The sequence below is a fragment of the uncultured Planktosalinus sp. genome (genome assembly GCF_963973675.1).
Classification (GTDB): domain Bacteria; phylum Bacteroidota; class Bacteroidia; order Flavobacteriales; family Flavobacteriaceae; genus Planktosalinus.
Genome location: NZ_CAXBAN010000113.1, coordinates 1 through 7450, shown reverse-complemented (window position 1 = coordinate 7450; position 7450 = coordinate 1). Strand labels below are relative to the sequence as shown.

The window sequence follows — 7450 nt, the reverse complement described above, 5'->3', positions numbered from 1 at the left end:
TTAATTAAAAACTTTCCAGAAGTTGATCAAATTGTTACGCGCATTGGTGCTGCTGAAGTGCCGACCGACCCCATGTCTATGGAAGAAACCGACGTTATCATTACCTTAAAACCCAAAAAGGAATGGACCTCAGCATCAAGCAAAGACGAGCTGGCTGATGCTTTTAAAGAGGCTCTGAGCATTATTCCGGGAATGGAAGTAGAGTTTACGCAACCCATTGAAATGCGTTTCAACGAGCTCATTACCGGAGTGCGTGCTGATATTGCTATTAAAGTATTTGGAGAAGACCTTGCTTTGCTGGACCAAAAGGCACACGAAATTGAAAACCTCATTCGCGATGTAGCAGGGGCTGCTGATGTTGTGGTTGAAAAAACGGTAGGTTTGCCACAAATGTTGGTCAACTATGACCGTGCAAAAATTGCACGTTACGGACTCAATATAGCTGAGCTCAACCAAATCATCAGCATGGGGTTTGCAGGTGGCACAATGGGGGTTGTTTTTGAAGGCGAAAAGCGGTTTGATTTGGTGTTGCGCCTCGACCAATCTGTTAGGAAAGACATTCAAAACCTAGAAAATCTGATGGTTGACACCCCTCTTGGACAAAAAATTCCTTTACGTGAACTGGCGGCCATCACTTATGAAAAAGGCGCTGCCAAAATTTCAAGAGACGACACTAGGAGACGGGTGGTTGTGGGTATTAATGTACGCAACCGCGACTTGCAATCGGTTGTTGATGATGTTCAGACATTAATTAATGAAAATATAAACTTGCCTCCCGGATACAGCATTCAGTATGGCGGGCAATTTGAAAACCTGCAAAGTGCCAAAGACCGTTTATTTATAGCTGTACCCGTAGCGTTGCTCCTTATCTTTATACTGCTGTATTTTGCTTTTCATTCGGTCAGGGAAGCATTGCTGGTATTTACAGCCATTCCCCTTGCTGCTGTTGGAGGTGTTTTTGTGCTTTGGCTGCGTGATATGCCTTTTAGTATTTCTGCCGGCGTAGGGTTTATTGCCCTTTTTGGTATCGCAGTGTTGAATGGTATTGTGTTGATAGAACATTATAAAGACCTTAAAAAAGAAGGACACACTCACAACGACGAACTTATGGCAAGAGGCGCAGCAGACAGGCTTCGGGCAGTGCTTTTAACCGCTGCTGCTGCTGCGTTGGGATTCCTCCCCATGGCCTTATCAACAGGTGCCGGTGCCGAAGTACAGCGTCCGCTTGCCACAGTTGTAATAGGTGGATTGATATCTGCTACGCTACTCACCTTAATCGTTTTGCCAGTGCTGTACTCTTTATATGGAAATTCTAAGCAATCTGAAAAAAAGAATCCAATGAACATTAACAAACCTCTTTCCCTTGTATTGCTTTTATTAACTTTTCCGGCATTTGCCCAACAACCGCCACAAAGCCTGGAAGCGTTAAAAACCATGGCCTTGGAAAATAATGCTATGCTCCGGTCGGCGCAATTACAAGTTGAAAGAGCAGGTAAGCAAAAAGCTACTTCCTGGGACCTCGATAAAACAGAAGTGTTTTACAGCTATGACGAAAACAATCTGGCGGTCAATGAGAAGCCGCTACAAATTTTTGGAGTCAGACAAAACCTGGCATTTCCCACGGTATATACTTCACGAAACAAACAGTTTAAAGCCCTGGAACAATTGCAGCAAACCCGGTTTGAAGTGCATAAACACCAATTGTTTTTTGAGTTGGAGCAAACCTACAATCAATATCTGTATGCTCATGAAAAAGCAGCGGTATATCAGTATTTAGACAGTTTGTTTTCCGGTTTTGCCAATGCCGCCAAACGACGCTTTGAGCTTGGTGAGAGCAATTACCTCGAAAAAATAACAGCTCAAGCCAAGCAAAAAAACATCGCTACGCTTTTACAACAATCGTTGTATGACACTGAGATCACCAAAACGGCTTTGGAACAGCTTGTTCAATCGGAAACCCCGATAATTCCGGAAATCATTCCTTTGGATAAAAAAGTGTTTCTGGAAACTTCAGCAAATACACATCCTTTGCAACAATGGCACATTCAAAATCTGGAAGTCGCCAAAGCAGCCACCAAAGTGGAAAGGCAACAACTGCTGCCCGATTTTAGCATGGAATATTTTCAGGGCACCAATGCCGGGCTCAACAAACAACTAATTGGCTATCAAGTTGGTCTTCAATTTCCGCTGTGGTTTGGTGCAGACAAGGCGCGAATTCAAGCCGGAAAAATACAAGAATCCATTGCTGATGAAGAGCGTCGTCAAAATAGTTTTGAACTCAAAAACCGGCAGCAACAATTTGAAGATGAGGTTAAAAAACATACCGAAATGCTTACGTATTTTGAAAATGAAGGACTTGATCTTGCCAAAGCCATTGAAAACACTGCAGGAAAAAGTTATCAAAATGGCGAAATAGACTTTTTTCAATACATCCAAAGTCTGGAGAACGCCATGGAAATACAGTTGAATTATCTGGAAACCCTCTTTTTGTTCAACCGAGAAACGTTAAAACAACACTATCTTTTAGATACAAACTATTAAAACACAAAATCATGAACCGTTATATATCCTTTTTAATCCTCCTGACATTGGTTTTTACTGCTTGTAAAAATTCCGAAAACCCCACTCCCGAAACCGAAGCGGACACTAACTTGATTACACTTACCAAAGCTCAGTTTCAGTCCAATGCTTTTGAAATTGGTCGATTTTCACAACAGTCATTTACCACTTACATTCGCACGCAGGGCGTCATAGATGTGCCACCACAAAACAAGGCTGAAATTCACGCAATGATGGGTGGGTTTGTAAAGAATATTTCCTTATTAGTAGGTGACAAAGTCGAAAAAGGTCAGGTGCTGGTGACATTAGAAAATCCTGAATTTATCAGCTTGCAGCAGGAGTATTTGGAAACCCGAGAACAGCTGGAGTACCTTCGTTCAGAACAAGAACGTCAAACTATACTGCTGGAAGAAAACATTACATCTCAAAAAAACTTCCTCAAGGCAGATAGTAATTACAAAACCGCCGTTGCCCGACTGGAATCATTAAAAAAACGCTTGCTGTTGCTGCACCTCAATCCAGAAAAGATTCAATCAGGCTCTCTCAGTTCACAGGTTCAGTTGCGATCACCTATTTCCGGTTTTGTTTCCTCTATAAGTGTAAACTCCGGCACCTATGTTTCAGAAATTGAGCCTGTGATGGAAGTTGTCAATAACGACCATATGCATCTTGAAATGCAGGTGTTTGAACGAGACATTCCGCAACTGAAAAAAGAGCAAACCATTGTTTTTAAGATTCCCGAAACCACAACAGACCTGTTTATTGGAACCGTACATTTAATAGGAACCACAGTCGATAATCAAACCCGCACCACGCAGGTTCACGGGCACATTCCTGACAGTATTGCGAGTCGTTTTGCTGTTGGTATGTTTGTGGAAGCACTGATTGAAACCGGTAGCACAACAACTCTCGCTTTACCTAAAGATGCTGTAGTGGAAGTTGAAGGCAGTTTTTTTGTATTGCTCAAAGAAGATACAGAAGGATTTCAGTTTAAAAAAGTACTCGTGCAGTCTGGAAAAGAGCACAATGGTTTTATTGAAATTAAAAATGCCGACACCTTTCCGGCATCGGCACAATTTTTAGTGAAAGGGGCTTACAATCTTATTGGAGAGTAACTCTAAAACGCATACACCACATTGGCATAAATATTCCTTCCCGGACGTGAAATGTTGTTCCAGTCGGCAAAGGTGGAATAATTTTCGTCTAGCAGGTTTTCAGCTCCGGCTTTGAGTACCATTTTTTGTTTATTAATATAAAAGGTTTGCGACAAAGCCAGATTAAAAATGGTGTAAGCCGGTGTTTGGTTTTCACCAAATTCAGGGCTAAAATCATACTGTTTGGTAGCCGTTTCTACTAAGGCCTCTGCATAAAACAAATTCTTTCGATAACGCAAACCGGTTTCAACGGTCAAGGGTTGAATGAGTGGCAGGTTCTCATTGTTGTGATCTCTTCCCAGACGGTAAATAGCTTTTGCTTTAGCGGTAAACCCATTTAAAAACTCATAAGAAACACTTATATCATTACTCCACAATTGTGTATAAGGCAATTGTTCATAAACTTTCACTCCGTTGATGCCGATGTTCATGGGCGATAAGTCGGGGTTGGGCTTGCCAATAATATAATCGGATATGTAATAAAATGCCGTGTTGATCTTAGCCGAAAAAGTTTTGTTTTGAAACCCTGTGGACGCATTGATTTCCATTGATTTTTCATTCACCATCTCCGGGTTTCCGATATAGTCAAAAGCATCAAAACTGTTGAACAAATAAAACCCATAACCTTCAGAAACCGAAGGCGCGCGTTCACCATAACCTAAGCCTAGACTGTGTGCCCAAAAGTTACTTTGATAGCTTAGTTTACATCCGCTATTGATTAAAAACCGGGTTTTGGTATCTGCTATTTCCGGGTAAAAAATCTGTAAGCTTTGCAAACCAAAAATGTCATTGATGCTATTGTGGTGTATTCCAAATCCTATCGAAAAATTAGCAGTTAGTTTTTCGTTGATCACGTAATTGTCTTCAGCAAAAACACCAGCATAAAGTGTTCCCAAGTCAGGCCAGGTGAGCATGAACATGTCATTTTCATCCGGGTTTTCCGGGAACATGGTCATTTCAGCCAATGAGTTGTTGTAGTGTGTATTTACAGTTAAATTCCAACGGTGTTTGTTGTGTGTGCCGTTAAGTTTGGAATACATCCCTATTGTTTTACTCCAGCCCGGCATATCCATCCTAATGAGTACATCGGGGCGTTGTGTATCGTCCATAATATGTGTAATGGTGTTGTAATATAGCTTAGTTTTCCATTCGATGAGATTTTCGCTTTCAGGCAAAGCAAAATACTCCATCGAACCAATAAACGCCCGTGCCAATGACACATCCATCGGTAGGGCTGGGTAACCTACATCACGGGCTTCGTCATAAATAACCGAAGCTTCCAACCATTGGCGGTCATTCCATTTATAACCGGTAATTGCTGAGAGGTTGTATTTAGTAAACTGTGAGTATAACACTTCTTTACCACCTCCGGCACTGTAGTTTTCAGCATTTCTGTACATCACATCCACATCAGAAAAAAACGTATTAGACGAATATTGCAAAGCCGCTCCGGCTATTTTCTGTTCGTTAACGCTTTCGAGTCCAGTTTGTACACTGCCTTTCCAGCCGTTGTTTTTAAAACCTGTTTTTCGACGTTCTAAATCTATGCCCCCGGCAATGGTAGCACCGTTTTCAGCACCTTGCTGCCCGGTGTTGATGGTGGCTTTAGACAGGTTTGAGATTTCTACATAGGAGGTAATGGGGTCCATTTTGTCAGTACAAGCGCCGTAGATTCGCATGCCGTCTATAGTCACAACACTGCGCTCTGTAGCCATACCTTGAACTATTGGCTCCCAGGCATACGCACCACGTTTGATAAAATCAACCGATGGAGAGGCGCTCAGGTAATCTTCAATGGTTGCAAGTGATTTATTTTCGTTATGGTGCTTATTGGCAGCGTTACCCATCAAAACCACTTCACTGAGTTTGTGGACAACACTGTCTTGTGCAACCTCTTGTGCGTTTAAAACTTTGAAGCTTAAAAGCAATATCCCAAGAATTTGAATTTTTTTCATAATTCCAATTTTTTTTAAATTGCCTGATGGCACCTCAAGCACCATCAGGCAATAGGGTTTTTAAAATTCTATTTCAAAATAAATGCTGCTGGACACATTGGTTTCGGTAACTTCCTCACCTTTAAGCACCTCATCCTGTGCATTGAGCAGTTGCAAATTGATTTTCCAATAGCCTGTCATGGTTAAGCTTAGCTTCCCATGGTAGAATTGGTCACTATTTGATTGTGTTAGATGCTGATTGTTTGGCGAACTGTGATTGCCCATACCAGGCATTCTGGGGTCAATTTTCAAAGTATAATCATCAACTATGGGAAAATTCATCATATTTTCCATCCTAAAAATCCCTGCACTCATATCGTTGACGGCCACTTTGGAGTCAGTAGGTTCAATCAATGCAACAATATAGCGCACCTCATCACTTCCCGTAAATACATTGACTCGCTTTTTAGTTGAAGGAGGCACCTGAATGGTTTCAGACAAAGTAAACTCTTCGCCATCAACGGTATAATCAACCGAAAGCTCCCAATGCTCCTGGTCGTTTCCGGGCATTTGAAATACGATATAGCCTTCATAAAGCGTTTCGGTATTGGGTTTGCGAGTTATGGCCGAATAAGGACAACTGTGAGACATATTCATCATATGCATAATTGGCTTCCAGGAAACCTGTGCATTATCGATAAAGGTATCACCTATCTTTATTTGAAAATAAATTTTGTTATAACCCAGTTCAAACATTCCTGTTTGGGTGTAAATCGAAATCTTGTGTTGGTTGTTTTCAAAGTTTTTAACCAGAATTAAATCTTCGGTTTCATTTATGGGAAGAATGTTATCATCATCAGACGAGCAAGAGAATAATAAGGCAATAGCCAGCAGGCTGAAATATTTTAATAGTTTCATTTTTTAAATTTTTAATGGTGTTTAATAGTAGGGTTGCCAAAAAATTTTCTCTTTGGAACCAATTCAATAAATAACAATATATGGAATTACACTGCCGGCGGGTGGGTGATTTCCTGAGCAAACAAAAATTGATAGTTGTTTTGATAGACGCCGGAAATTAAGGGTTGAAAAAATTTTGGTTTGAAATGTTGTTTTGAAATAGCTGTCCAATACAAAACCACTTCTTTTTGTAAAAAATCAAGATGGGAAGGCTTTTCACTGGAAGGGCTTTGTTCTGCCAATTTAGAAAGCTCACATTTTCCGTTACACTCCATTTCAGGCTTGTCCTGATTTACACAAAACAACTCCACAAAACTCTGGGTATCTGCAAGGTAAAAACTCAGCATCACCCCGCTTTTGATGCTGTTAAATGAAATCAACAACACAAATAAATAAACAATTATGGAGTGGGACTTATTCATTTGATCACAAAAATACTAAGCCTGCCAATTAAGTTGTATGATTACAATCATATTTCTTCCTTAACTAGAGTAGTGGTTCTTTATTAGAATAAATTCTTTGTGTTAAATTGGAATGTTAGTTCATACAACTCTATTTTTCAGAAGCCAGTGTTTTACTATATATAAAGAAATAAACTGTTTTTCAGAACTTTTGAGATTTACTAGTCAAATACTTAAACTCATTAAATTTTGTTAAAATTATTTCCCTTCGTTTTTAAATTGATTTTATTTTGTACGTTTGTCAACCATATGGTTAAACTATATAGTTAGAATTATGTCAAAAACAAAAGATACTGATACAGAAAAGCAGATATTGGAAGCCGCAAAGCGGATATTTCAAATAAAGGGAATGGACGGAGCTCGTATGCAGGAAATTGCAAATGAA

General features: G+C 40.2%; 5 protein-coding genes. 2 read left to right on the top strand and 3 right to left on the bottom strand.

Translation table 11 applies throughout. The annotated features are described in order from the left end of the window. Both AACY61_RS06100 and AACY61_RS06095 read left to right on the top strand, forming a co-directional pair. Positions 1-2541, top strand: a 2541-nt coding sequence (locus AACY61_RS06100; RefSeq protein WP_339610695.1) for an efflux RND transporter permease subunit, incomplete at its 5' end; no start/stop codon positions are given. A gap of 11 nt (positions 2542-2552) precedes the next feature. Next, complete coding sequence (locus AACY61_RS06095; RefSeq protein ID WP_339610694.1) at positions 2553-3674, top strand: efflux RND transporter periplasmic adaptor subunit; 1122 nt, start codon at positions 2553-2555, stop codon at positions 3672-3674. 2 nt (positions 3675-3676) lie between these two features. Here AACY61_RS06095 and AACY61_RS06090 read toward each other — a convergent pair whose 3' ends face one another. From AACY61_RS06090 to AACY61_RS06080, 3 genes are all read right to left on the bottom strand, one after another. Beyond that, a complete protein-coding gene (locus tag AACY61_RS06090; RefSeq protein ID WP_339610693.1) occupies positions 3677-5668 on the bottom strand; it encodes a TonB-dependent receptor plug domain-containing protein in 1992 nt (663 codons plus the stop codon). A 60-nt stretch (positions 5669-5728) separates the two neighbouring features. Beyond that, the gene (locus AACY61_RS06085; RefSeq protein WP_339610692.1) at positions 5729-6565 is read right to left on the bottom strand and encodes a hypothetical protein; all 837 of its coding nucleotides are present in this window, start codon (positions 6563-6565) and stop codon (positions 5729-5731) included. A gap of 86 nt (positions 6566-6651) precedes the next feature. Further along, the gene (locus AACY61_RS06080) at positions 6652-7026 is read right to left on the bottom strand and encodes a hypothetical protein (RefSeq protein WP_339610691.1); all 375 of its coding nucleotides are present in this window, start codon (positions 7024-7026) and stop codon (positions 6652-6654) included. Positions 7027-7450 lie beyond the last annotated feature (424 nt).